The following is a 25,828-nucleotide window of genomic DNA, read 5'->3' on the forward strand; positions in this document are numbered from 1 at the left end:
TAGCGGCTGCCAATGGTGCCGCGGGTGCAGCCAGTGGTGGTGCTACCGCAGCCGGAGCCAGTGCTGCAACAGCAGCAACAGTGAATACCGCCACATACGGCGCAGTTTCTGCGGGTATCTCATCTCTAGCTTCTACGGCAGCAGTTAAGCTTATTAATAATAAAGGAAACCTATCGAAAACCCTTAAGGATATGGGAAGCAGCGATACCGTTAAATCAACTATCACATCAATGGCGATGGGTGGCGCACTGGCGGGTTTTGATAACGTCATGGGATGGGATAAAGCCGCCAATGGCGCTCAAATTGACCCGGCAAAAGCGACATTACCTAAACTGAGCAATGGCGACTGGAGCAAAGTGGCTCAACGGATCGCCGGTCAATCCATTATCAGTTCCAGCCTTGGTACAGCCATCAATGGCGGTAGTTTTAAGGACAATTTTACCACCGCATTACTTGCCAATATTGGCAGCCAGATTAACGCCGAAGGTGCCGGGTTGATTGGGGCTAACGGTCAGGTGTTAGATTTACCCGGAAAAGCCATTAGCCATGCGGCGGTTTCTGCCCTTGCTGCGGAAATTGGCGGCGGTGATGCCAAAGGGGCGGCGGCTGGGGCATTAGCCGCAGAATTGGCCGCGATAACATTGGATAAAACATTCAATGATCCAATGAAAATTCAGGCGGGTGGCAAAATCATCGGCAGCGTCGCAGGGGCCATTGCGACCAACAGCGCCAAAGGGGCTAACAGTGGGGCTAATGCCGGGGAAATTGTTATTCTCTTTAACCACCTGAACTCCATGAATGCCTACAATCTGGCTAGAGAGCTCCAGGAAGCCAATAAGCAAGGAACCCCTACCGAAGCAATCTGGAACAAATACAACAAACTGGGCGCTACACAACGGGCAGAAATGTTGTCTCACTGTGCCGGGAACGGTGGGTTATGCACACTGACCTATCAGGCTGAAATGGAAGGTGGGATAAAAACAGCGGATGCCATCAGTGGTCTGAGATGGATGTTTGGCTTATCGGCTGAAGATACTCATCGTCTCAGCCAGTTTGTGACGACAGAAAACCAGAACGATTTAGGGCTGTTGTATAACTCGTTGCCAGCTTGGGAAAAAGGTGCACTGATAGCCAAAGAGGCGGTAGAATCTGCCGGTATTGGTGGTGCTATCGGCGGTAAAGCTTCGGTTGCTTCGATTGTTGGGAAGAGTCGTCATGTTGGCAACACAATAGGCTCAAGCAAAACGAAAGAAACTCAGATATGGACAGAAACGAAGAAAAAAGAGCCTGTAGCAAATGCTTACGGCCACTGGGATAAACATAAAAGTGAATTCCCTGAATATCAGAATTCAAAACAATATGTCGAAGCCACCCATAATTTTATTAAAAATCCTCCAAAAGGAACTTTAGTCAAAACCCGAGCTAATGGTGATACCTTGTATTACAATCCAAAAACAAATATTTTTGCAGTAAAAAATGTGGATAATGTCCCGAAAACAATGTTTAAACCAAATCCAGTAGATCATGGATATGAAACAAATTTGGATTACTTCAATGCACAAAAATAATAGATTATATGTATGCCGTGTGTGTGGTGCAGAACAGTTAGATCCTCCGTGGGGTGAAGATGGTAACTCACCAACATTTGATATCTGTGATTGTTGTGGGGTAGAGTTTGGCTATGAAGACGCTATTTTAGCAGCATTAAAGAATTATAGATCCAAATGGTTGGATAAAGGCGCAAAATGGAACTCTGAAAAATCCAAGCCAAAAAATTGGTCGCTAGAGGAGCAACTATCAAATATACCTAAAGAATATTTGTAAAATTTAAGAGTATGCAAATGGATTTGGGTGATCTCTTGTTAATAAAATGACCACTCTCCCTGTGTTAGCAATACGCTAACACAGGGAATTTATAGCCCATCATATCAGCCAGTAAACTGGGTGATATAATCAAGAAAGGCGATCAACTGTATTTGGACAGTTCTCATAAAAACCCTCGAAAGGAACTTTAATCAAAACCCAGGCTAATGGAAATTCTTTATATTACAATTCAGCATATTTGTTTATTACTCAACACTAAAATTCATTGGAAAAACACTGAAATATTAGTACATAAACCGAGCTAAAACACGATTAGCCAAATATATGAGCAATTATAATTATTTAAAAGACCACCTCCCGATATAATAAACTACCAATACCCATAAATAGTTAATTTTCTACAATTGACTTATCCACACATTCTTTCAATAGTAAAATTAATTAATAAATATAATTTTTAATAATATAAAAGTGGCCATGAATTATAAAATTTCAGGCCACGTTTCATCAAGCTTTTATTTAGCTTGCCATTCATGTCAGGCACTAATATTAAATTAATGACCTACAAATCAATCCTGGCAAATCCTATATCCTATTACTCTTGAATTGGAGAGGGATTTGCAATACTTTTCAGTGAATCAGGAATAATTTTACTGAGATACATATCACTAATTTTTGGCAAATTTTTAACATAGAGATCATATGGCATCCAGAATGATTTCCCCTCAAATCGATTATTCTGGAATATATCATTTTGCACGTCTGCTGGAATATTTTCCCATTCAGCAGCATCAGGCGAATATGGACCTTTATATTTAACGACATTCCACGGATTATGCAGTCGTACTAACTTAATATCATTCCATTGCTGAGCATCTAATATTAAATAAGCATGACCTGATACCAAATCCGTTGATGAACCGGTTCCTTGATAAGTCACATGATGTTTTATTTTGAAGATATCAATAAATTTCTCATCCCAAATACGATCCTGATTACCCTGATTAATACTGGTATTTGCTGTCGATTCTATACCAAAATAGATTTCATTACCGCCGCCTAAATTCTCATAGCTTCCATGCAATTTCGCAAATGCTTTTTCAATCAGGTAATACCAAAACTCATTTTTATCTTCCATAGCAGAAAAACTCACTCGTGGCAGATCATCGTCAATCAATAAATAACCAACCGTCGATTGATTGATGATTCTGATCGAATAAATGCCCGTTGGGTTATAAACCGGTGGATAGATAGCAGAAAATAACAAATTATGCCCTTCAGGATGGGATGCAATTGCCCCAATGGTGCTAACAAAGCCGCAATTACCAAGATAAAGCTGACCCATATCGATCATCTCTATCCCTTTAATAAACATACCCGGAGATTCAATAAAATCTTTAATACGGCTATGGTTGTTAACTCCCCCGCTCTGCCATTGCTTAGGAGGATATGAATCATCGACTAAATAGGCACTCTTCTCTGATAACGCTTTAATTAAGGCCAAGACAGGATCTTTTGCATATAAAGTGACGCCTTTAAAGTTAAAAGGTTCACAGGCAGCCAGAATATCATTTAATTCACTTAATTTTACCGCTTTATCAGGATCTCCGTTCAATGCTTCTTGCACTGTTTTTTCAGCATATGCGTCACGTCCACATGCGATTAAATCCCTATCTGGTGATTTCGGCCATGTATGAACATTAGCGACATCAACTGGTTTATCGGAGAAATTAACAACTGACATTTTCAATATCCCTTGATTTTATAATGAATGGATAACCTTACGCTGTAATTTATATTAAATAGCCAGCCCAAAGGTTTTATACCTAATAATATGATTAAGAGCCTATCTCAATAAGCGTAATTGTTGCAGGCCATTCTTATCAATGAACAGTGAACACGGACAGCGCGGAAAAACCGGAGCGTACACGTAGTACGTGAGGATTTTGAGCACTTCCCAGGTTCAAAATGGCAAATAAAATAGCCCTATTGAGATTGGCAGTAAATAATCAGCGAATAAACTTACCTTAGGCGAGGTAAATATTTCCTTATCACGTTATTAAAATCAACTTAATTATTAAATAGATGATGGTCTTATTTTATTGAGTTAGTATTAATAATTCGAAATAACAATAACCATTTCGATTCAATTAAAAAATCAAAAATATATACCCTATGGATTTCAAGATGGATCGCGACGGCAAGGGAGTGAATCCCCGGGAGCATAGGTAACTATGTGACCGGGGTGAGCGAGCGCAGCCAACAAAGAGGCAACTTGAAAGATGACGGGTATAAAGCCTGCGTATAATACACAGGCTTTATATAGATTCTGAAAATAATTACTGCGTAACTTATAAGAATGGCGTGATATTGCCAGCCCCTTCCCGTATTACAACCGGCGTATCCTCAGTTAAATCAATTACGGTGGTAGGCTGTTGCCCTAAATAACCCCCATGAATAATCAGATCAACCTGTTTTCCCAAATTATCTTTAATTTCTTCAGGATCAGATTCAGCAAAATCATTGCCTGGCAAAATCAGGCTCGTGGACATCAATGGCTCACCCACTTGTTCAAGAAGCGCCAAGGCAATTGGATTGGATGGAACACGTAACCCGATAGTTTTCCGCTTATCATTCATCAAACGGCGAGGGACTTCTTTCGTCGCACGCAAAATAAACGTGTAATTGCCCGGCGTATTATTTTTAATCAGCCGAAAAGCTGAATTATCGACATAAGCATAGGTCGATATTTCTGACAAATCCCGACACATTAAGGTGAAATTATGATGACTATCTAACTGGCGGATACGGCATATCCGAGTCATCGAATCTTTATCTTCCAGATGGCAACCAATCGCATAACCGGAATCAGTGGGGTAAATAACCACCCCACCTTTTTTCAACATATCCACACTTTGCCCTATTAAGCGGGGCTGCGGATTATCTGGATGAATATAAAAAAACTGGCTCATAAATTACCTCTTAATTTTATGCAGCCCCTACAGTGACCAGTTACGCCATATTGGTACCACATCACCGGGTAACCACAATTTACGCCCTAATTCTATCCATGAACAAGGCTGGTGAAAATCAGAACCTAACGAAGCCATCAAATCATATTCCCGTGACAATTGACCGAGATATTTCCGCTCGTTAGGTGCCTGCTGGCACTGTGCAACTTCCATTGCATCACCACCATGTTGTTTAAACCAGACAATCAGACGCTTCAACCATTTGGTCGATAAATCATATCGTCCCGGATGCGCAATGACTGCTTGACCACCTGATTGATGAATGGCATCAATAGCTTGTTCAATTGTACACCATTGCGGTGGAACGTATCCGATTTTTCCCTTTGCCAGATACTTTTTAAATATTTTCGCCACTGTTGGCTCTCTGCCTATTTCAATTAAATAACGGGCAAAATGGCCTCGTGTTACTTGTCCACCATTCGCTAATCGGCTCGCGCCTGCCCAAGCATCGGGAATACCCACCTTTGCCAGCTTGCGACCTATTTCAATTCCTCGTTCTTTCCTGAGTTCAGATTGTTTATTAAGTAATTCAATTATTGCATTTGACTGAATATCAATGTTCAGACCAACAATATGAATCTCCATATTTTGCCACAAGGTGGATATCTCAACCCCTGATATGAGCTTTAATGGCAAATCATGTTGGTTGATATATTCATGGGCTGGCAAAATAGCATCCGTTGTATCATGATCAGTCACGGCCAATACATTAACGCCCATTGCCACCGCTCGTTCGACCAATTCTGCTGGTGAAAGTAAACCATCCGATGCAGTCGTATGGCTATGCAGATCGTAAATTGTTACTAACTCAGTGGCTGAATTTGTCATTATCTCTTTCTCTGCCCGAATAGCTTAAAACGCTTGATGGGATAGCTTAACGGTAAATGGTAGCGTTTTACAGAAATAATCATGTTCAGCCCTGGAATATCGGGCTAAACATGATTATTTTAAGAATAGAAAAACGGACAGATAAGAAAAGCGATATCCCTTTTTATTGGCAAAGAAGAATTAACCGGCGTTTTTCTTCACCTAACCGATAGATTTCAAATAATAGGGCTTACCCGGATTATAGAGTGGCCCCATGTCGATAGTTTCATCATTAGATTTGGCAATATAGCCCATCCCTTCTCTGGCCGCATTTGCCAACAAGCCACAATCCTGATCGCCTGACCAAGAAAATATACCGCCCAGTTTATTCGTAGCGACATATTCCGCTTTCTGTTTCACCGTGCGTGGCGTATCTAATGAGATAAAATGTCCTTCTGTTTCACTAAACAAGAAATCGGCATCAGCATTGGTATCTGTCATTAACACAAAGCCATTTTTCCCGGTAGCGAGAGTATGTTCGCTATCCAGATAATTATTAACAATATCAAAGAATTCAGGTGAACCTTTTTCCATTGTTCCTAACGCCTCACCCGTTTTATTATATTCACGCGTTTCAAGATTTGCCCCTTTGCCTGCACGACCATAGTTAGCATAGCCTAAATGAATTTTCTCCAAAGGTATGCCAAGTTCCTGATGCAAATAATTGATAGCAACTTCCGCAGATAAATCAGATGCGCCTGATGGATCAGGATCTTTTGGTGAATAGAGATTAGTATGATGGCCGATATAAGGTGCCCAACCAGTACCAAAATAGTCGTAACTCATTAAGTAAATATTATCCAGACCATTTTTGACTAATTCGGCAATATTGGATGTTGCTAATTTCGTTTTTACACCACTACAAGCAATGGAGATCTCTTTTCTATCCTCTCGACCAAATCGACTATCCAAAGACTCACGTAATTCTTTAATTAACAGAGCGTAGTGTTCTCCATCTTTATCACTAATAACATTACCATCCTCACCTGGGCTTCCGGGATATTCCCAGTCAATATCGACACAACTGAACATAGGAAAGCGCGCAAAAAAATCAACAATACTGTCAACAAAAACGCCACGTTTTGTTTCATCAGCCGCCATCACGGAGAAATAACCGGACATACTCCAGCCACCAATACTAAAAGCCAGTTCAAGTTTATGACCCGCTAAACGCGCCGTTTTTTGTAATTCGCGTAATCCACCTAATAAACCGGACGCTTTCTTTTGTTGATAAAAAGGCAGAAATGTTCCTGCATTAATATTAGTGTTAGCACTTTCCTTAGGTAATCCCACATTACGGGCAGTCCCTAAATCGCCATAAGGATCAAGAGGAACAATATGGCCTTCAGTAATTTTTATTTCACTCTGGCTATTCCAACCATCGGCAACTTCTTTGATCTTATCCCCTTTTACACCAGTATCACCGTAAATACCCAAAAAGCTGAATATTAATTTATCATAGGCAGCCACATTGATAGTGCTTAAATCAAATCCTCTTCCCCGCTGATCAGCGTCTTCATTTTTACCATCTAAGCGCGCATCATATTGGCACCAATCAGTAATATAAGCAGAAAGTTTTGGTCTGGATTTATCGCTTTCATATTCATTATACATCGGGCGACAAACACGCGACGCAGTATAAGAAAGATTACCCGCTGAACCATCAGGTTTAAAATTAACATCCGGCCGTTGATAGGTTTGTTCTGTAATAGCATCCGGTTGTAAAACTGGTGAAGGAATATCTTCGGTTGGATCAACACGCCCATCGGTAGGATTTCCGTGCTGTTTTATCTCATCTTCCGTCGCTGGACGAATATATTTCCAAGCATTATGCGGTGTTCCCTCTTTAGCCGTAGGATCGGGAATATGCCAGCGCTCAACCCAATAGGTATTGGTATAAACACCACTATTAAAAATAACATTATAAACTTGGCCGCCTGCCTGATTATTCCATGCAGTTAATGGTTCACCAACAATATCACTGATGTCGGACATGGATTTCGATGAGGTATAAGTATATTTATTTACCATTTATAAACTCCAATGCGATTTATATTTAGCCTCCACATCATTAGAAGAGGCTAATTTGAATGTTAAAGATAATGAGTAAGCATTTTAAATTCAGGTGACTGATTCATTTAATGCTTAATTCTCGTTATCACAAATCTGGGTTTTCCTTACTCAATAATGCCTTAACAGCCGAGCCAAATGATGCAGATCCTTCTTGTGCGGTATATCGAATTTGAAGAATAACATCGGTTAAGCTTTCTAAATCCTGTGAGGTATTGGTAAATTGGAAATTCCAACTCGATCCTACCCCTACCCCCTCAAAGGGTAAGAAACGTTCATCATCGAAATTAAGTGTGAACATTCCACTGTCATTAATCCCCGTAGATAAAGCGATTTGTTGATTAGGCTGGATGCTGCGCACCGTATAAGGTGTTTCCGCACGAGTTCCCTCTTTTAACATCTTTTCAACGGTTTTGAGATCCGCTTTTGTCGTATAGCTACTCACACCCGACAAACTTAATTTGGCACAAATATCTTCATAAGGCCCAATTAACATCGGTAGCGTCACTGAAACTGATTTAATCCGCCGATTAAATAAGCCCGTATAATCTGGAACAAAATGTTTGGTTTCATCCAAATTAAACGTAATTTGGTTATGCGATTTCAAGGTTTGAAGTTTTGTTTCCCACTCCTCACCCAATAAAGATTTAAGCGAAATCGTTTTGATAATTTCCAATTTACGTGAATTTTGCTCAACATAAGTGCGTTCCATACGTTGCAACGCCAATTTCAGATTTTCACCAACCAACAGCCCTTGATAGAGATCATTCCAACTCGCACCATCAATAAAATTCTGCTCGCCTAGCCCAAGCTCATACTGTAAAGAGGCTTGTGCAGATAAACACAATGATGAAACAGCATCATAAACCTGTAAATAGAGGCCTGAGATCTGACTAATCATCCAAGTATATAAACTTTCATTGGTAAAACGGCTGGAGAAATAAGCCAACAGTGCCTGAGATTGTTGTTGTTGCGCTTCAACTTGCACCAAACGTTTACGCGCGGCACTGACCTGCAACTGCTGAATATTAATTTGTTGATCAATAGACTTTGTTTCCCATTCAGCTTGTTTATATTGCAGTTCCCACTCCTGCCGGCGACGGCGATAAGATTCAGAAACACTGAGGCTTTCAGCTTTAGTATTATCAGACTGATATTTCAAAGTTGCTATTTCAGCAACAGCATTTAAAGCGGCACCCCAACGTGACCCCCCAACGGCCAATCCATAAATATTGGGAACTAAATCCAGTGCTGCCGCCGCTGTTCTTGATACTTGTGAAGCTAATAGAGCAGAAGATGCCTGAGCCTGTAATTCAATAACCTGCTGCTCCGTTGACGAAATATTTTCATCATAAAGACTTTTATAATGTTCGTACCGCTCCTGAGCAGATTGTTTGCTCACTTGCAATGCATCAAGACTGGCCTGATTAATATTGATGTCTTGTTGCTGGAGGTCAACCGCAAAACGGTAGAGATCATTATTCTGAACCATCTGGAATGATTCAAAACTCAAATTATCTTTCCGTTCTAACAGGCTTAACAACGTACTACCAAATTGTATCAACGTATCAACACCCGATTTAGCCCGCGCCAACATCGGTTCAAAACGATAATTTGGTACTCTGAAATTCATTCTGCTAGCATTTCTGGCAGCAACAACCTTCTGATAACGCTGATTCATTAATCCACGAGGAGAAATCTTTGAATCATAAAGATCCATGGAAATTTCTTTACCATCCAGCGTTAAATTATGCCGTAAATTGTAAATCCGGTTTTCTATTTTATCCCACAGGGCCGTTAACTCTTCATTAATCGGTTTCATAAAGAGATCATTATCCAGCGCACGAATTGTTTTATCATGAACCACCGGGGCATAAGGCAAAGGATAACTGATCATCTCCAATGCACGTACTGCGCTATTTTTCTTATATGATGCATCCTCAAGGGTTATTGGCTGCCAGGAACTGGCTAATTGGAGATCAGGACGCGCACCTAATAATGAACTTGCCGTTGCATAGCTCAGACGTGCCAGCGTTCTGGCAGTAGGCTGTAACTTGCGATATTCCATATCACCTTGATCAATAACATTCTTAACGTAGAAGTTAAAAATAGCCTTACGATAATGAATAGGTTCACTGGCAGAAATTGCATCAGGATCAGCCGGTTCTATCAGACTGCGTAATCTTTTGGGCTCGTCAATGATCGGGCGACTATTCCAATAACGTGGTTTATCTTGTTCTAGCGCCGGTTCGTCATTACTTTCAAAAGGATTAAAAATAAACTTAATCCAGCGGCTAGCTTCCTCATAACGCTGTTCGACATTAAACCGCCAGGCCACCATAAATGGCATATGGAAGAATAATTCCCAGAAATAAATACCATTTGCCCCTTTAAGGTCAATAGGTTTTGAAACATTGCCAGTAATCGGCTCTTCATGAATATTTTGAGTTTCCCAACTGAGAACTTTGTCCAGTTTTTGACTCGCCTTACTAATTAACTCTTTTGCAAACAGGGTATTTAAACGAATCGCTTTGTCAGAATACCAACTTTCTCGTTGCTCCTCTGGCTGCTCTTCTTTTGGAAATTGCAAATACTGAGTTTGTTTAGTCTGTTTAATTTGTATCTTGCCACGAAGCAATTTACCTACACTGAGCTTAGTTTTAATTTTACCCGCAACATCTCCAGTTTCTGATGGCAAACTAAAACCCGTAACAACCGTTACATCATTTCTATCACAACGGTTCAATGTGACACTCAGCTTTGGATCATAATCTTCTGGAGTCAGTATCTTATAATCAAGCCAACAGCGTTCACCCTTGCTATCTTCTAGCCAAATACAATAGAGGATATTTTTGCTTCTGCTAAAATCATATACATACGTTGAAGTGGACGTAAGATACATATTCAATGTCCCGTCAACATAAGTTGCATCTAGCTTGAAATCATTTACTGTACCCAATTGTCCTTCAAATATTGGTGGTTCGGCAATCGGCCATTTCATATTATTATTAACGGGATAGAGCACCAATTGCTTATATTCTTCCGGTCCACCATTTAAGGGTTCCCGGAAATAGAACCAAACTAAAGCAGCACCATATGCATCAAGGTCAGATAATGTTGAAGTGGATTTGGGCAAATCCGTTGCTTCCATTAATAGGTTGTCACAAACATAAGTGAAGACTTCATCATAATCGTACGGTATTCCCTGATCCGAACCTTTCAAGCGTACAAATGCGACCAACGCTAAACGTTCAGCGTCTCCGGTACGATCGAGAACCGCAATCAACTCTTTCATTGAGTGGTCGAGTAAATCCTCACGAACCGTTGTCCCGGTACTCCAGGTCCCATCAAACGCTAAATGAGCCAAATTAAGTTTGGTGCGATATTTAATACTATTATCTTTATCTTGTTTTTCTTCAGAAACTTCAAACCAACTAATATACAATCGACTATTTAGAATAATTGGGCGAATAATACCATTATAGGCATTTTCTAAAGGAACATTAATCAGCTTCCACTCACCCCAAGCGGTAGGATTGAGTTCGTCAGTCTGATTATTACGCTGTTTGGCATCTAGTGTTCGCCAAAAATAACGGTAAGGTTGAGTTCGTGTTTTAGCAATGAAATAGATCTTATCATCGGCAATATCAATACCATCTTCGTAGCCAGCAATAATCTCTAAATTACTGACCTCTTCAAAATTATTCAGGTATCCCAATATTGCTTTCTGAGCAACATCATCCGTGAGCTTACCTTGATTAAGTGCGCTTTCAAGTTGGAAAAAGAATTCCGTTTTGGTTAAACGTAATGTGGGATCAACATAGACTTCCGGGTAAATAGCCAGTTGTTGATTTGCCGACCAATAACCATAACGATTAGCAAACTCCTGCCAATTATCTGCCTCTTCCTGAGTCATCGATAAACCTGACTCTAAATTCAAAACAATACGGTTAATATATTGTTGTACCGATTGGGTAACATGTGCGACACGGGCTGTTTTTACTTTGGAAGAAACCTGAGTGTCTAACAATAGAAAATCATACAAGTCATCAACGTTTTTAATTCCTTCACGCTGAGATTGAAAATCGATATCATGCGGAACAATCTGACCAAGATAATAGTCAACTAATGCATCACGCAAATTTTCCTGTAATTTTGCTTCAATTAAATTAGACATTCTCATCATCTCCTTGTGCTTTTAATGCAGCCATTACCGCTTCACCGATGCTTTGGAAAGCTTCAAAATCTGAATTAACATCAAGTGCAGCAGCACCTAATAAAGGCTCAACAGATAAATGGGTTTTCACAGAAAATTGTTGTAGCCGTCGTATCCAATCTATTTGGGATAAGGTCATCGCACGTTTTCTTTCTAATCCTCCTTTATCGCAAGCAAGATAAATTTCATCAGGACTCCAATCTAAAATTTCAGCCAGTAATTGCGCACATTTATAATTATTATCATCCTCTTCTGTCTTTGGTAAAATTTCACTGTTAGCAAAAGTAAAGTATTCCTGAACCTTATCTTCATTTTGTTTCGCATTTTCCAGTGAATTTTGATAGCGATTCAACAGGAAAATTTCATCTAACGACAATGCTATTTCTGTTGTTTCATCTATATTTAGCCCAAGCCATTTCGGATTTGTCAGGCGTAATAACAATAGATTATTACCTATGCTCAACGCATTAATTAATTGGGTATAAACTAACAGACTATAGGTCAAGTCCAGAAACTCTGTTTTAATATCTTCAACTTTTTCTGGTGTATTATCTAACACCATTTTCAACACTGAATAAACACTACTTCCTAACCAACGCAATTGTAGTGGCACAATATCTCTTGATACCCCATATTCACCCGAAATAGCGCTAGATAATAGACTCTCTTGTGCGGTTTTAGCTTGCAATATAATCTGTACGACAATATTAATTTGATTATCATCTGGGCTTATATTCGTTACAATATCTTCTATTTCTTTCCTCAGAGATTCCTCATCTGTTTTTCCCCATATCAATGGAATATCTTTGATTAATCCATTTTCCTTATCAAAAACGCCATTTTCACCTGACAGAACGGTCCACCAATCTATATTATTTATTTCTTGCCGATTAAAATCAGATTCTTGTAAGCATACATTATCAGTCAAACCCTCAGAAATTCCCTTATAAAAGGTTAACATACCACTTGTTGGCACGACCGGAAGCTGAGTTTTACCTAATAATAAGGAAAGTTTGATCGGTGTCAGTTTTGTTTTAGTCAACCAAGAAGTCAAAACTTCCATTTGAGCAATAATACTGAGGATGTCATCTTTCTCTCCTAAAGCCGGTATATTTGCCAGATATTCGCTTTTATCGGTTAAAATATCCGCCAGAATTAATCCATCTTCCGCAGAAAAACTAAATAATCGTGGAATAGTCACCAAGCGATAAAGTCTGGATACGACATCAAGATTACGCACCAATTTGCCAGAAGAGAGCTTCAATGCGTTCTCAACAATAGGCGCAATCACTTGAAATGTGGATAAAGAAATGGCTAACCCAGCACACAATTGTTTAACTGTTTTTGCTCCATCACCTTGATTTTCCGTATAGTTAAATTCTTTCCCATCCAGAATTAAAGGCTGATCAAAAAGTTTAGACTGATTAAACAGTTGATCAAAAAACGGAATATTATTGCTGATAGCAAATGGCGTAATTTGATATATCCATCCGGCAAACGCCTCCGGTAATACTTTATATTGTGTCGATAAATGGCGGAATAAGCCTAATGATCTTAATGTATTATTAGAGATAGCCAAATCGGTATTATTGGACTCCGCTTTTATTGCTGAAATTACCAATAAATCAAGCTGATGATAAGGTAACGCTAACCAACGCTGTAAACGAATAAAGCGGTTCATTCGATCATAACGAAAATCGGAAACTGTATCTATTTCCCGTCCAGAGTCGGTTCTCACAATGCTTAATGCGTCTAATTGCCCCGCATTTATATAAATTCCACCATAGTGATAAGGTGCAGGAAAGTGTTCTGATGTTTGCCCACTATCGAAGATAGGATTAGAAAATACCACATTTGGCGAAACTAAAGACCGGAAATCACCACTATTAAACAAGTGTTCGAGATCTGTTACTTTCGAGCCTGTTTGTTGACCAAAAGATAAAATCTCTTTTAATTTCACACTTTCATCCGCAGAAACACCATAGTTATCTTGGAAAAATTGTTCAGCTTCTGGCAATAATTCTGATTGTGCCGTCCCTTGTTTCGCAATAGCAAAACGGTAAGTCATGGTCAGGAAATTAATGCCTTCAATATTTACCGAAGAATTATTTGTGTTCTCTCTTGGTATCGCAGCATAAACTGTCATTTCACCAAAGAAAGGACCATTATCTAAATTACCGATATCACTATTATCACTTTCTACATAAGTCAATTTTAACTGTCGACTAAATGGTGATGAGTTATCGAAAGGCTCCATCCTCGCTTTTATGCGATTGTAGGTCAGAACATTTTCACCACGAAGTTTAACTTTGATCGTCTCTTTAGCTTTATTTTCACAGGTAACAACAATTTCATCATAGGCTTTATCAACATTATCACTCAATAATGTCGGGCCAGTGATATTTTCATCAGCATGAATAATATAAGCATGTTTTACAACATCATGTTCAGGCAATACTTCTGTTGTACTTGTGCTGAAATAGCTATTAATAAGTTGTTCGCGTGATAAAAAGTTTTGTGCAAATGGGCTTTTCTCTGTCAGTAAAGTCATTTGCTCCTTACTTAATTGAGTATAAGCAAGCAGAGCCTGATCTCGATTTTCCGTGAAGATATGCCAAGGAAATTGTTGATTCACTTGCTGAATAATTGTACCTAATTCAGTCTCTTGTTCGGCCAAACCTTTATTGATCTGTTGAGAGGGTAAACTATAGGGTAATGTAAAGGGAAAACGCGTCTCTCCCAAAACCTGATTAACCGGTTTTTCCGCCTGACCTGTTTGATCAATATATTCCCTGGCACTTTTCGACAAAACATCATTCACAATAGATATTGCCGTAATCTCTTTGTAAAGATTATCACTATTCAGTAATAAGTCAGGAATATCAGCACGCCTTTGTTCCAATCCCACGGCATTATTAGAGCCATCTAACTCTATTTGTTGTACAAACTTATAAAGATCAAGCAGGTAATTTACCGGACTGTCGAGGGACTCAATAGCGTTTGGCTGACAAAAGCTATCCCAAGGCTCAGGAAATAAACTACTATAATCAGGTAATTTTTCTTTATCATTTACATCATTATTACTATAAGAAGAATATCTTGCCTGATGGCTTGCTTTTGTTAATAATGCGCCATCGTAATCCCTCAATTGTCTTTGCCGATAACTTTGTACCAATTGATTAGCCGCACTCACTGCTTTATCAAAAATTACCTCTGCATGACCTGATAAAGATTCATTATGGCGTTTAATAAATCTCTGCTTTGATACTTCTGCAATATCAAAAATTGAGCGATAACCCAGACGCTGGAGTGTATTAACCAGCGTGATAGTGGAATTATCTTCTTTCTCTACTGCGTTTAATACCCTATAACCTGATGGCAATTTTGATGATTTGACTTCTGCCACCGCAGCTAATAATGGTGATACTTGTGTTATATCCTGTTTTTCACGAGAAATGCTTTTATATTTATCCATTATATTATTCCCAACCTAATTAATCGGAAACACCTGAACAGAATAGTTATAGAGACTATAACCACTTTAAGTAGTGAGATTTTTTAAAGCATAAATTCAATTCAATTTACATGCTTCACACTGTTTCTCTTTCGGTTTATCGTAAGAAGGAAGTTCACCTTCGAAATAAAATGGCTCCATTTCTACGACTTTTTTAACTGCTTTACGGCCTAACCCTTCATGAGCCGCATTCGTTAATAAGCCATTATCCTGATCGCCGGTCCAAATAAATAAACCACCAAGCCCTTTTTCTTTAACATAGCGGCCTTTATCTCTTACTGAGCGGGGCGTATCTAACGACATAAATACTTTGAGATCTTTATTGTAAAGATAATCAGCTTTAGCAACCGGATCATGAATAACCGCAAAGCCATTACGACCTATTTGATTTTCATAATCAACATAGTTATAGATAATATCTGTCCATTCAATTACGCTGTATTCAAAACTCCCTACCGTGGATGTTCCATCAGTATATTTACCAACTAGCTGTTCATTATCCTTACTCTCTAACTCCGCAGTTCTGGCATTACGCGTATAACCCGAATAACCAATATAGATAAATTTCTTATTAATACCTAAAGAGATAAGATAGTTAACTGCATCATCGACTGAATATTTAGAATACTGGTCATCCTTATTACGATAAAGATTAGTATGATGAGAAAGTTTCCCATCGCCCAATGTAAAGAAATCATAAGTCATTAAGTTGATTTCATTGACACCGGCAGCGATCAATTCTGGAATATGTGCGGCTTTAATTTTTTCTACATCAGCAGAAGCTGCAATACTAATTCCTTTCAAATTACTGATATTTGAGTTTTTTAAATCCTTAATAAGCTCAGCAAAATACTTATAATCATCTTCATCAAATTGATTACTTTCCCCCGCAGAACCAGGATATTCCCAATCAAGATCAATGTGAGTAAACATCGGGAATTTGGTGTATAAATCTTTAACCCCCTCAACAAACCGTTGGCGCAGTTTCTCATCACGACAAACTTTATAAAAAGCACCGCTCATTGACCAACCGCCAACACTGACAGAAATTTCCAGATCTGGATTTTCCTCCTTGAGTAAACGTAAACCGCCTAATACTCCCTGTGCTTTAGCTTGTTCATATAAATCCCAAACATCCCCCTTCCACCCAGTAAAGCCACAATTAAGATAAGCGCCAACATCAGCCCAGGGATCAATTGGAATAGGTTTGCCTTCGTGATTCTCAAGAATATCTTGTTCGTCCTCCCCCATTTTCCATCCATTTTTACCCGCAGCAGCAATGATAGTTGCTTTCTTCTCTCCGGGATCACCAATAATACCTGCAAAGCTAAAGATAATTCGCTGAAACGGTTTTCCCTTGTCTTTATCACCCTTAAAGCGCATTAAGTCAGAGCTTCTGCCACCATTCTTTTTAAAATCATCTTCGCTTGCTGTGTCAATAAAACGCGCATCATAGATTGACCAATCAGTTAAATAACAGAAAACGCCAAAATCATCCTTCTGCTCATAAATATTAAAAACCGTTTTAGCGAGTCTTGTTGGGGTATAGGATAATGCCCCATCGGTTGTCTTAGGATCAAAACCATTTAACCGATAAGTTTTTTGCGCCGCGCCTTCTTCCGAATTCTTAACCTTATATGGATCAGTTTCATACACCAATTGGCTATCTGCTTTGGGTTCATTTTCACTCATATCTTACTCCACTAATAGTACAATTATTTTAAACATCAGAGAGTTAAATCATGGCGACCGATGCCAGAATTAAGTAGAGATCTATAAGTATTCAGATTAAAAAATCGTTCATCTGACATACCTATAACGTATTAAATACAAATAATTACATAGTTTTAACTTATAAAGATCTAAATTTTAAATAACACGATATGTTAGAGTTATGAATACTACTTCTCACAGTAATATCGGTTAAACCTCTTTTTTTCATATTAAGATATAAAATTTGATTATCTATTTTCCCCGTTTGCCTATTGACTCAAACAAAATCCAGCCAATCCTGCTCTTTAACCAATTTTTACTATCGCTAAATTATTTTTTTCATGAAATATGATGTACATATTTAATATTACTAAATATATATCAAGATATACCATAAAATAATAATATGAGTTATTTGTGACAATAAAATAATAATTTTATTAAAATTAAGTACCCTATATTATCTTATCTCTAACTATTGACTATTTTATGTTACACCGTAATAAAATGTCGCCAAATTAACCCTCAATTTTATCTAGTTATTAAAATAGGGTTATCTCTTGAATAGATTCTGTGGGAAATGCACTACTTGTAACGTTGGTCATTTCAAATTCGAGAAATAACACAGCAAATTAATAAACGTACCAAAAAATACTTGACACACCAATTTCGTTCCAGTTTACTAGTACAAGAGTGATAATGAAGAGGCACTGAAAATGGCTGTATTGATGACGTCTATCCGTTGGTGGCATAACTTCCCAGTAAGGGCGGTATGGTCACGCACATAAATCAACAGTGCCGAATTACCAAAACCCGCCTAATCAGCGGGTTTTTTTATATGCATAGCTTATTAACAGGACGACAAAATGACGGATAAACAACCAAAAATCACAGTAATCGAGCAGGAAGCTGCTTACCAACCCGATCCTACGCAGCTATTCAACCAGCTCTGCGGTGAGCGACCAGCAACTTTATTGCTAGAATCTGCGGAAATTAACAGCAAAAAAAACTTAAAAAGTCTGCTAATTATCGATAGTACCTTGCGCATCAGTGCCAACGGCAATCAGGTTACTTTTGACGCGTTAACAGAAAATGGGCGAAATTTATTACCCATTTTGGCCAACAAATTTTCCAGCGACGTTCAATCTGAAATAACACACAATGCTCTTCAAGTGATTTTCCCACCCATCAATCACAATATAGATGAAGATAATCGTCTGAAAGCGGTATCCGTATTTGATGCACTGCGTGCCCTGCTCTCTCTGGCGGAAGAGCCGTCACCATATAATTCGTCAAGCGCAGAAGCGATATTCGTTGGCGGCCTTTTTTCCTACGATCTGGTGGCCGGATTTGAGCTGTTACCGGCAGTAAAAACCGTTCAACGCTGCCCAGATTTCTGTTTTTATCTCGCAGAAACGTTATTGGTGATCGACCACCAGAATAAAAATGCACGCTTGCAAATCTCTCTTTTCAGTGATTCTCAAGCAGAAGAGCAACGCCTTAAACAACGATTGAAAACATTAGTGGCACTCATTACCGAGCCCATTGAGCCAGTACAACAAATCTCTCTGCCAACCATGAAAGTTTCATACAATCGGGATGACAAGAGCTATGCAGAAATGGTGGCACAGTTGCAACAATACATCCGCCAAGGGGATATTTTTCAAGTAGTGCCATCAAGACGCTTCTTTTTACCCTGCCCGGCACCACTTCATGCTTATCAAAAACTTAAGTACCACAATCCAAGTCCCTACATGTTTTTCATGCAGGACAAAGATTTCTGTCTGTTTGGCGCGTCTCCTGAAAGCGCGCTTAAATATGATGCATCCAATCGCCAAATTGAAATCTACCCAATCGCCGGCACCCGCCCCCGTGGGCGCAATGCGGCCGGCGAGCTGGATGCGGATCTTGATAGCCGGACCGAACTGGAAATGCGAACAGATCATAAGGAGCTAGCTGAGCACTTAATGTTAGTTGATTTGGCGCGTAATGACCTGGCCCGCATTTGTGAACCGGGCAGTCGCTATGTCGCGGATCTGACAAAAGTTGATCGCTACTCTTTTGTTATGCATCTGGTCTCCCGCGTCGTGGGGACATTACGCCATGATTTAGACACCTTTCATGCCTATCAAGCTTGTATGAATATGGGTACCCTTACCGGCGCACCGAAAGTACGCGCAATGCAACTTATCGCTCACTATGAAAGTGAACGCCGTGGTAGTTACGGTGGGGCTGTCGGTTATTTCACCGGCAAAGGGGATATGGATAATTGTATCGTTATTCGCTCTGCTTACGTGGAAGATGGCATGGCGACGATTCAGGTTGGCGCAGGTATCGTACTGGATTCCGAACCTTTAGCCGAATCCGAAGAGACTCGTAACAAAGCAAGAGCCGTCATTCGGGCAATTATTGAGGCTCATCAGGCAGAGGAGACTTTCTAATGGCAAATATTCTTCTGCTCGACAATGTGGATTCATTCACCTATAACCTCGTCGATCAATTACGTAATCATGGTCATCAGGTTGTTATCTATCGCAATACTGTGGCAACTGAAATGATTATGCAGCAATTAAGAATGCTCTCCTCTCCGCTATTGATGCTTTCACCGGGACCGGGTAAACCATCTGACTCAGGTTGTATGCCCCAATTACTCCAACAAATTATCGGCAAAATCCCAGTGATCGGCATCTGTCTTGGGCATCAAGCCATTATTGAAGCTTATGGTGGAAAAATTTCTGCTGCTGATGAAATCCTACACGGCAAAGCTTCTCTGGCAAAACACGATAATCAAGCTATGTTCGCTAATCTGGAAAACCCGCTACCCGTTGCCCGTTATCACTCTCTCACAGGTAGCCGAATTCCATCTGAACTGACTATTTCTGCCCGTTGTGGCGACACCGTGATGGCAGTTCGCCACGATAAACATAAAGTTTGTGGATTTCAATTTCACCCAGAATCGATTCTCACAACTCATGGCGCTAAATTGCTTGAACAAACTCTGGTTTGGGCACTAAATTAAAAGGGAGATGAAAATGCAAGCTATTTTCAACAAATTGTTTAATGCGCAAACACTGACACAACAAGAAAGCCAGCAACTATTTGCCGCCATTATTCAAGGAGAATTAAGTGAACCACAACTCGCTGCTGTACTTATCAGCATGAAATTACGAGGTGAACAACCACAGGAGATTGCCGGTGCAGCCCAAGCATTATTGGCAAATGCCCTGCCATTCCCACGGCCAGATTACACTTTCTGCGATATCGTTGGAACAGGCGGTGATGGTGCGAACAGTATCAATATTTCAACCGCCAGTGCCTTTGTCGCCTCGGCTTGCCAGATTAAAATTGCCAAACATGGTAACCGCAGCGTTTCCAGCCAATCAGGTTCTTCTGATTTGCTGGCAGCGTTTGGTATCGCCCTTGACATCAGCGCGGAATGTGCCCGTAGTGCACTGGATGAAATCGGCATCTGTTTCCTGTTTGCGCCACATTATCATCTGGGATTCTGTCATGCGATGCCGGTACGTCAACAACTGAAAACCCGGACTATATTTAATATATTAGGTCCTTTGATTAACCCGGCACGTCCGCCATTAGCGTTAATTGGCGTCTACAGCCCGGAGCTCGTTGAACCGATTGCCCGCACCTTACTGGTTCTTGGCTATCAACGGGCAGCGGTTGTACACAGCGGAGGCATGGATGAAGTCGCCCTGCATGCACCAACGAAAGTGGCAGAAATTAACGATGGAGAAATTATCCATTATCAATTAAATGCTGAAGATTTTGGTTTACAACGTCATCCAATGTCAGCATTAAAAGGAGGTTCACCCGTGGATAATCATGAAATGCTCAGTTTATTGTTACAAGGACGGGGTAAGAAAGCCCATGCTGATGCCGTTGCGGCTAACGTTGCTCTGTTAATGAAAATTCATGGACAGGAAGATTTACGTCATAACACCCAACAAGCTCTCGAAACCATTCACAGTGGCCGAGCTTATGAACGAGTTATAGCACTTGCAACAAGGAGTTAATCATGCAAGCTACCATTTTACAGAAAATTGTTAATGATAAAGCCGAATATCTTATTCATCGTAAACAGCAACAACCATTGGAAAGTTTTATTAATGCTGTTGTTGCCAGCAACCGTCATTTTTATCAGGCACTAAACAGTGAACAGACCGTTTTTATTCTGGAATGTAAAAAGGCATCTCCTTCTAAAGGCGTTATTCGCCAAGATTTTGATCCAATTCAAATAGCAAAAATTTATCAGCCCTATGCAACTGCCATCTCTGTATTAACCGATGAAAAATATTTTCAAGGCAACTATGAATTTCTTCGTTTAGTCAGTGATACCGTTCACCAGCCGGTATTGTGCAAAGATTTTATTATCGATCCTTATCAGGTTTATCTCGCCCGCTATTATCAAGCCGATGCGATTTTGCTGATGCTTTCTGTTCTTGATGATCAGCAATATATTACGCTGTCTGAACTTGCGCATAGCCTGAATATGGGCGTACTGACTGAAATCAGCTCAGAAGAAGAGCGAGCCAGAGCGGTTGCACTAAAAGCTAAAGTTATAGGTATCAATAACCGTGATTTGAGAGATCTTTCTATCGATTTAAACCGTACCAAACAACTTGCGCCACAGTTACCGGAAGAAACTATTGTTATTAGCGAATCGGGTATCCACCAGCATCAACAAATTCGTGAGCTTAGCCATTATGCTAATGGCTTTCTCATTGGCAGTGCTTTGATGGCCCAATCCAATTTGGACTTAGCATTACGTCAACTGATTCTGGGTGAAAATAAAGTCTGTGGATTAACTCGCCCACAAGATGCGAAAGTGGCATTACAGGCAGGTGCTGTTTATGGTGGTTTGATATTTGCTGAACATTCACCGCGTAAAATTAATATCCAACAGGCCCAACAAATTATCAATGCAGCAAATCTCAAATATGTCGGGGTATTTCAAAATCAATCATCTGCATTCATCAGTCATACCGCCCGTGTCCTTTCTCTGGCTGCGGTGCAATTACATGGTGCCGAAGGCGAAGTTTATATTGAGGAATTGCGAAAAATATTGCCTGAAAATTGTCAAATCTGGAAAGCAATTGATATGTCGAAAGATGAATTTCACACCAAAGCCGGAAATGTTGACCGTTATTTACTTGATAACGGCAAAGGTGGAACCGGCCAAAGTTTCGATTGGCAATTACTTGAAAAACAATCACTCGCCAACATCATGCTCGCCGGTGGATTAAATGAAGAAAATTGCCAACAAGCCGCAAAATATGGCTGTTGCGGACTTGATTTTAACTCTGGCGTCGAAAACGCACCTGGCATTAAAAGCAGTCATAAACTAAATAAGGTGTTTCAACTGTTACGCTGTTACCAATAAACAGCAATTTTTCGATTAATTACTGTTTTCTGATTAATTACTATATTTCAATTAATTACAATGGAAAAATAGAATAATGAGTAAGCTTAACCCCTATTTTGGTGATTTCGGTGGACAATTTGTACCGCAGATCCTTATTCCCGCCCTTGAACAATTAGAAGCCGCATTTATTGCCGCTCAGCAAGATCCCGAATTCCAGCAAGAATTTCAAGATTTACTGAAAAATTATGCAGGCAGGCCAACGGCATTAACGTTATGCCGTAATCTGACAAAAGGCACCAAAACGCGCCTTTATCTGAAACGAGAAGATCTATTACACGGCGGTGCTCATAAAACCAATCAGGTACTTGGTCAGGCTCTATTAGCGAAACGCATGGGCAAAAACGAAATTATTGCAGAAACCGGTGCCGGTCAACATGGTGTAGCCACCGCCCTTACCTGCGCACTTTTAAATATGAAATGCCGCATTTATATGGGTGCTAAAGATGTGGAGCGCCAATCCCCTAATGTTTTCCGCATGCGCCTGATGGGAGCCGAAGTTATTCCGGTTCACAGCGGTTCTGCCACCTTAAAAGATGCCTGCAATGAAGCGTTACGTGATTGGTCTGGTAGCTATGATAAAGCCCACTATTTATTAGGGACTGCCGCCGGACCACACCCTTATCCAACGATGGTCCGAGAGTTCCAGCGTATGATCGGCGAAGAAGCCAAATCCCAGATTCTGGCAAGAGAGGGACGTCTACCCGATGCCGTGTTAGCTTGTGTTGGTGGGGGCTCCAATGCCATTGGTATGTTTGCCGAATTTATTCCTGAAACATCGGTCCGCCTGATTGGTATTGAACCTGCCGGGCTCGGTATCGAAACCGGTAAACATGGCGCTCCATTGAAACATGGTAAATTGGGTATCTATTTTGGTATGAAATCGCCGATGATGCAGACAGATGAAGGCCAGATTGAAGAATCTTATTCTATTTCCGCCGGTCTGGATTTCCCTTCCGTTGGCCCTCAACATGCCTATCTGAACAGCATTGGACGGGCTGACTATGTTTCCATCACCGATGATGAAGCATTAGAAGCATTCAAAACCCTTTCCCGTGAGGAAGGTATTATTCCAGCCCTCGAATCCTCTCATGCGCTGGCTTATGCTTTGAAAATGATCCATCAAACTCCTGATAAAGAGCAATTACTGATCGTTAACCTATCTGGTCGCGGTGATAAAGACATATTTACTGTCCACGATATTTTAAAATCTAGGGGGGAAATCTAATGGAACGTTACGAGCAGCTATTTAAGCAACTGGAAAGTCGTAAACAAGGTGCTTTTGTCCCCTTTGTCACACTCGGTGATCCAACCCCAGAATTATCATTGAAAATTATTGATGCACTGATTACCGGTGGTGCTGATGCTCTTGAGTTAAGTATTCCTTTTTCCGATCCGCTGGCTGACGGCCCGACAATTCAGAATGCTAATCTACGCGCTTTCTCCTCAAATGTAACTCCCACGCTCTGTTTTGAACTATTAACAAAAATTCGGGCAAAATATCCTGATATTCCTATTGGTTTATTAATGTATGCCAACCTGGTTTTTCATCATGGAATAGATGAGTTCTACCACCGTTGCAAAGATACAGATATCGATTCGGTATTAGTTGCAGATGTTCCTATGTCAGAATCACAGCCATTCCGTACCGCAGCCATGAAACATGGGATTGCCCCCATTTTTATTTGTCCCCCCGACGCGGAAGATGAACTATTACGTGAAATTGCTTCTTATGGCCGCGGATATACCTACTTATTATCAAGAGCAGGAGTAACCGGTATAGAAAGACGAGGTGAAAAACCATTAAATCATCTAGTCAATAAACTACGAGAATATCATGCTGCACCACCGTTACAGGGATTTGGTATTTCAGAACCTAAGCAGGTAAAAGAAACATTAGCGAGTGGCGCAGCAGGAGCCATTTCAGGATCTGCCATCGTTAAAATTATCGAAGAAAATCTTTCTCAGCCAGAAATAATGCTGAAAGAACTGACTGAATTTGTATCAAAAATGAAGTCTGCCACGCAACTTTAATACAAAAGATGGGGCAAAATCTGCCCCATTTTTATATTAAAAGTGATAGCCAACCCCAAACATAAATACCCACGGATCAAGCCGGGTATCAATTTTATATTGCTGGTCACCTGCTTTAAATTTCACATCCGTTTCAATGTTTACCCACCACACAGAGGCGTTCAACATCCAATTCTGATCTAACTCATAATCCAGACCAACCTGCCCCGCCACACCCCAGGAATCTTTCAAATCCAAACTATGTAAATTATTATCTTTAACAGCCGAATTACCATTGAATTTTTCGTTAAAGAAAGTGGTATAGTTAAGACCAACACCAACATAAGGACGGAAACTACTTTCTTTAGAGCCGAAATAGTATTGCGCCATTAATGTCGGCGGTAGATGTTTTACTTTGGCAATATCACCAGCACCCGGTAAACTTACCCGATGCTGGAAGGGTGTCCCTGCCAGTAATTCGAAACCAATATTATCGGTCATCATATAACTGAAAGTTAAACCCATCTGGGTATTATTATCCGCACTTAAAGAACCCACCCCCAATACATTATCAGAACCCGTATTAGGTCTTACTGTTGCCGTACCTGTGCGGAAAATAAAATCACCTGCTTCATGAGCAAAAACGAATGATGGTGCTAAAGTTGCCGCTGCTAATACAAATGCAGAAATTTTTTTCATTATTCATCCCATTCCTGTGATTTAAAGTCAGTCAAAATATACTCATATATTAGAAATCATGATCCAAGACAGATCACATCTTTCAAAAAAATTCAGTAAAACCGCATATCTATAATATTATTATTTCAATTAGGAATTATTTTAACTTGATCCAAATCAAAGTTATTTATTATTAATCAGTTAGAAATCTTTTTACCCATTCCGATGTTTTATTTTTCCTCTCATTATATTTCCATTATGTTTTAATAAGGTTAATTTTATGTTTATTTTTATCTTAAAAATATAATGTGAAGAATTTTTTTCTGTTATCAACAATCACAACTAACCATTAATTTATCCGTATCATCTCGTTTCTACTATCCACGTTTCCCCATAACAAGGTACAATCATCCCCTATGCATTGTTGTTTAACCTGATAATTGTTGTTTAACCTGATAGGAGCT

16 protein-coding genes and 1 other annotated feature are annotated in these 25,828 nt (G+C 39.9%); of the genes, 8 read left to right on the forward strand and 8 right to left on the reverse strand.

From position 1 onward, the window contains the following. Nucleotides 1–1,568, forward strand: a 1,568-nt coding sequence (locus tag AACQ38_RS04745) for a DUF637 domain-containing protein (RefSeq protein ID WP_207631787.1), incomplete at its 5' end; no start/stop codon positions are given. Beyond that, complete coding sequence (locus AACQ38_RS04750; RefSeq protein ID WP_228957021.1) at nt 1,531–1,824, forward strand: hypothetical protein; 294 nt, start codon at nt 1,531–1,533, stop codon at nt 1,822–1,824. The genes AACQ38_RS04745 and AACQ38_RS04750, both read left to right, overlap by 38 nt. 595 nt (nt 1,825–2,419) lie before the next feature. On the opposite strand, the gene AACQ38_RS04755 is transcribed toward AACQ38_RS04750, so the two are convergent. From AACQ38_RS04755 to AACQ38_RS04785, 7 genes are all read right to left on the reverse strand, one after another. Then, nucleotides 2,420–3,568, reverse strand: coding sequence for a C2 family cysteine protease (locus AACQ38_RS04755; protein ID WP_242685522.1), 1,149 nt, complete (start codon nt 3,566–3,568; stop codon nt 2,420–2,422). A 607-nt stretch (nt 3,569–4,175) separates the two neighbouring features. Beyond that, nucleotides 4,176–4,796 (reverse strand): L-threonylcarbamoyladenylate synthase, encoded by a 621-nt coding sequence (locus tag AACQ38_RS04760; RefSeq protein ID WP_011146680.1) that lies wholly within the window; start codon nt 4,794–4,796, stop codon nt 4,176–4,178. 27 nt (nt 4,797–4,823) lie between these two features. After that, entirely contained in the window at nt 4,824–5,684 is an 861-nt protein-coding gene (gene rnm, locus AACQ38_RS04765; RefSeq protein WP_049789779.1) for an RNase RNM, read from the reverse strand. 201 nt (nt 5,685–5,885) lie between these two features. Next, nucleotides 5,886–7,754, reverse strand: coding sequence for a glycoside hydrolase family 18 protein (locus AACQ38_RS04770; RefSeq protein ID WP_165577551.1), 1,869 nt, complete (start codon nt 7,752–7,754; stop codon nt 5,886–5,888). A 127-nt stretch (nt 7,755–7,881) separates the two neighbouring features. Then, nucleotides 7,882–11,970 (reverse strand): Tc toxin subunit A-related protein, encoded by a 4,089-nt coding sequence (locus AACQ38_RS04775; protein ID WP_165577552.1) that lies wholly within the window; start codon nt 11,968–11,970, stop codon nt 7,882–7,884. Further along, nucleotides 11,963–15,484: a Tc toxin subunit A gene (locus tag AACQ38_RS04780; RefSeq protein WP_165577553.1), complete on the reverse strand. Its 3,522-nt coding sequence runs from the start codon at nt 15,482–15,484 to the stop codon at nt 11,963–11,965. Before AACQ38_RS04780 ends, AACQ38_RS04775 begins: the two co-directional genes overlap by 8 nt. A gap of 96 nt (nt 15,485–15,580) precedes the next feature. Next, nucleotides 15,581–17,215, reverse strand: a complete 1,635-nt coding sequence (locus AACQ38_RS04785; protein WP_011146685.1) for a glycoside hydrolase family 18 protein — start codon at nt 17,213–17,215, stop codon at nt 15,581–15,583. Nucleotides 17,216–17,973: 758 nt separating this feature from the next. Then, nucleotides 17,974–18,074, forward strand: a sequence feature (Trp leader region). Between the two features lie 28 nt (nt 18,075–18,102). On the opposite strand from AACQ38_RS04785, the gene AACQ38_RS04790 reads away from it, so the two are divergent. The 6 genes from AACQ38_RS04790 to trpA all read left to right on the forward strand — a co-directional run bounded on the left by AACQ38_RS04790 (nt 18,103) and on the right by trpA (nt 24,707). Beyond that, complete coding sequence (locus AACQ38_RS04790; protein WP_165577554.1) at nt 18,103–19,677, forward strand: anthranilate synthase component 1; 1,575 nt, start codon at nt 18,103–18,105, stop codon at nt 19,675–19,677. Then, on the forward strand, nt 19,677–20,255 hold the full coding sequence (locus tag AACQ38_RS04795; RefSeq protein ID WP_011146687.1) for a glutamine amidotransferase-related protein: 579 nt from the start codon (nt 19,677–19,679) through the stop codon (nt 20,253–20,255). The genes AACQ38_RS04790 and AACQ38_RS04795 overlap by 1 nt, the downstream gene beginning before the upstream one ends. A gap of 13 nt (nt 20,256–20,268) precedes the next feature. Next, complete coding sequence (trpD, locus tag AACQ38_RS04800) at nt 20,269–21,267, forward strand: anthranilate phosphoribosyltransferase (protein WP_011146688.1); 999 nt, start codon at nt 20,269–20,271, stop codon at nt 21,265–21,267. Nucleotides 21,268–21,269: 2 nt separating this feature from the next. Beyond that, the gene (gene trpCF / locus AACQ38_RS04805; RefSeq protein WP_165577555.1) at nt 21,270–22,634 is read left to right on the forward strand and encodes a bifunctional indole-3-glycerol-phosphate synthase TrpC/phosphoribosylanthranilate isomerase TrpF; all 1,365 of its coding nucleotides are present in this window, start codon (nt 21,270–21,272) and stop codon (nt 22,632–22,634) included. A gap of 76 nt (nt 22,635–22,710) precedes the next feature. Continuing rightward, a complete protein-coding gene (gene trpB / locus AACQ38_RS04810; RefSeq protein WP_165577556.1) occupies nt 22,711–23,901 on the forward strand; it encodes a tryptophan synthase subunit beta in 1,191 nt (396 codons plus the stop codon). After that, complete coding sequence (gene trpA / locus AACQ38_RS04815; RefSeq protein WP_113025896.1) at nt 23,901–24,707, forward strand: tryptophan synthase subunit alpha; 807 nt, start codon at nt 23,901–23,903, stop codon at nt 24,705–24,707. Before trpB ends, trpA begins: the two co-directional genes overlap by 1 nt. 36 nt (nt 24,708–24,743) lie before the next feature. Here the strand turns inward: trpA and ompW are convergent, their stop codons facing one another. Further along, nucleotides 24,744–25,385, reverse strand: coding sequence for an outer membrane protein OmpW (gene ompW, locus AACQ38_RS04820; protein ID WP_113025903.1), 642 nt, complete (start codon nt 25,383–25,385; stop codon nt 24,744–24,746). Nucleotides 25,386–25,828 lie beyond the last annotated feature (443 nt).

The organism is Photorhabdus sp. RW14-46 (assembly GCF_963887965.1).
Lineage (GTDB): Bacteria > Pseudomonadota > Gammaproteobacteria > Enterobacterales > Enterobacteriaceae > Photorhabdus > Photorhabdus laumondii.

Bases quoted from the DNA above. Each gene is read 5' to 3' on its own strand.
- AACQ38_RS04750 (WP_228957021.1), top strand. From the start codon at position 1,531: ATGAAACAAATTTGGATTACTTCAATGCACAAAAATAATAGATTATAT.
- AACQ38_RS04755 (WP_242685522.1), bottom strand. From the start codon at position 3,568: ATGTCAGTTGTTAATTTCTCCGATAAACCAGTTGATGTCGCTAATGTT.
- AACQ38_RS04760 (WP_011146680.1), bottom strand. From the start codon at position 4,796: ATGAGCCAGTTTTTTTATATTCATCCAGATAATCCGCAGCCCCGCTTA.
- rnm (WP_049789779.1), bottom strand. From the start codon at position 5,684: ATGACAAATTCAGCCACTGAGTTAGTAACAATTTACGATCTGCATAGC.
- AACQ38_RS04770 (WP_165577551.1), bottom strand. From the start codon at position 7,754: ATGGTAAATAAATATACTTATACCTCATCGAAATCCATGTCCGACATC.
- AACQ38_RS04775 (WP_165577552.1), bottom strand. From the start codon at position 11,970: ATGTCTAATTTAATTGAAGCAAAATTACAGGAAAATTTGCGTGATGCA.
- AACQ38_RS04780 (WP_165577553.1), bottom strand. From the start codon at position 15,484: ATGGATAAATATAAAAGCATTTCTCGTGAAAAACAGGATATAACACAA.
- AACQ38_RS04785 (WP_011146685.1), bottom strand. From the start codon at position 17,215: ATGAGTGAAAATGAACCCAAAGCAGATAGCCAATTGGTGTATGAAACT.
- AACQ38_RS04790 (WP_165577554.1), top strand. From the start codon at position 18,103: ATGACGGATAAACAACCAAAAATCACAGTAATCGAGCAGGAAGCTGCT.
- AACQ38_RS04795 (WP_011146687.1), top strand. From the start codon at position 19,677: ATGGCAAATATTCTTCTGCTCGACAATGTGGATTCATTCACCTATAAC.
- trpD (WP_011146688.1), top strand. From the start codon at position 20,269: ATGCAAGCTATTTTCAACAAATTGTTTAATGCGCAAACACTGACACAA.
- trpCF (WP_165577555.1), top strand. From the start codon at position 21,270: ATGCAAGCTACCATTTTACAGAAAATTGTTAATGATAAAGCCGAATAT.
- trpB (WP_165577556.1), top strand. From the start codon at position 22,711: ATGAGTAAGCTTAACCCCTATTTTGGTGATTTCGGTGGACAATTTGTA.
- trpA (WP_113025896.1), top strand. From the start codon at position 23,901: ATGGAACGTTACGAGCAGCTATTTAAGCAACTGGAAAGTCGTAAACAA.
- ompW (WP_113025903.1), bottom strand. From the start codon at position 25,385: ATGAAAAAAATTTCTGCATTTGTATTAGCAGCGGCAACTTTAGCACCA.